The sequence below is a fragment of the Leisingera sp. ANG-DT genome (assembly GCF_000813785.1).
Classification (GTDB): domain Bacteria; phylum Pseudomonadota; class Alphaproteobacteria; order Rhodobacterales; family Rhodobacteraceae; genus Leisingera.
Window position 1 is genome coordinate 1 of record NZ_JWLE01000087.1, and the last position, 817, is coordinate 817.

The 817-nt window shown below is 56.7% G+C and carries 1 protein-coding gene; it reads right to left on the bottom strand.

What is annotated here, in order from left to right; translation table 11 throughout:
• The coding region (locus tag RA21_RS21890; RefSeq protein WP_241483547.1) for a serine hydrolase at positions 1-341 on the bottom strand (341 nt) is incomplete at its 3' end.
• Positions 342-817 lie beyond the last annotated feature (476 nt).

Genomic DNA, 817 nt, shown 5'->3' on the forward strand with positions numbered 1-817 from the left:
ATATGGAGCATTTCGGCGCGGCTGAGCCTGGAGCCGATGGCCAGTCGTGAACCGGTTCCCTTGATGCGGTCGATGTCGGCATTGGTCACGGTGAGCATTTCGTTGAGGCGCAGGTTGGCATCCAGCACCACCAGCGCCGTCATCAGCTTGGTGAGTGAGGCGATGGGCATTACCCGGTTGCCGTTGCGCTCGGAGATCACCTCGCCGGTTCTGTGGTTGGCCACCACGAAGGCAGCCGAGCTGAGGTTGGGCACATCCCGTCGCTCGAGAAAGCCGCTGCTGCTCTTGCTGCTGGCGGCAAAGGGGTTGGCATGGGCACTGTCCATAGTGGCCGGCAGCATTACTGCGCCAAGCAACAGGGGAAGAAGGGAACGCATCATCATGATCAGCTCTACCGGACGAAATACAGGGATATCTCGCTAAGTTATATGTCGTGAACTGGCGCTTCACAATCATTCTCACCTTGATATTGATAATTTACGGCGTTGAGCGCGCTCTGACGGCGAGGAGAGCGTAAAAGAGGTCTCCATGGAGTCTTTTTTTTGCATTGAAACTATGGGCTGGCCGTGATGGTGAGCGGAAGCCAGCGCTAAAAAAATCGGGACCAGAACGGTCCCGATTGGCATGGAGCATTGCCTGCCGGTTAGTGGGCATCTTCCTGCTTGATCTTGAATCGCATGGCGATCACCACGAACAGCAGCGGGCCAATGATTGTCCAGACACCGGTGGAGATATCGCCGGAGATAAAGGGGGCGACCACGGTAAAGACGTTGCCGAAGGCGACCAGGATCAGGCTGATGATGGTGGCAAGCAGTAC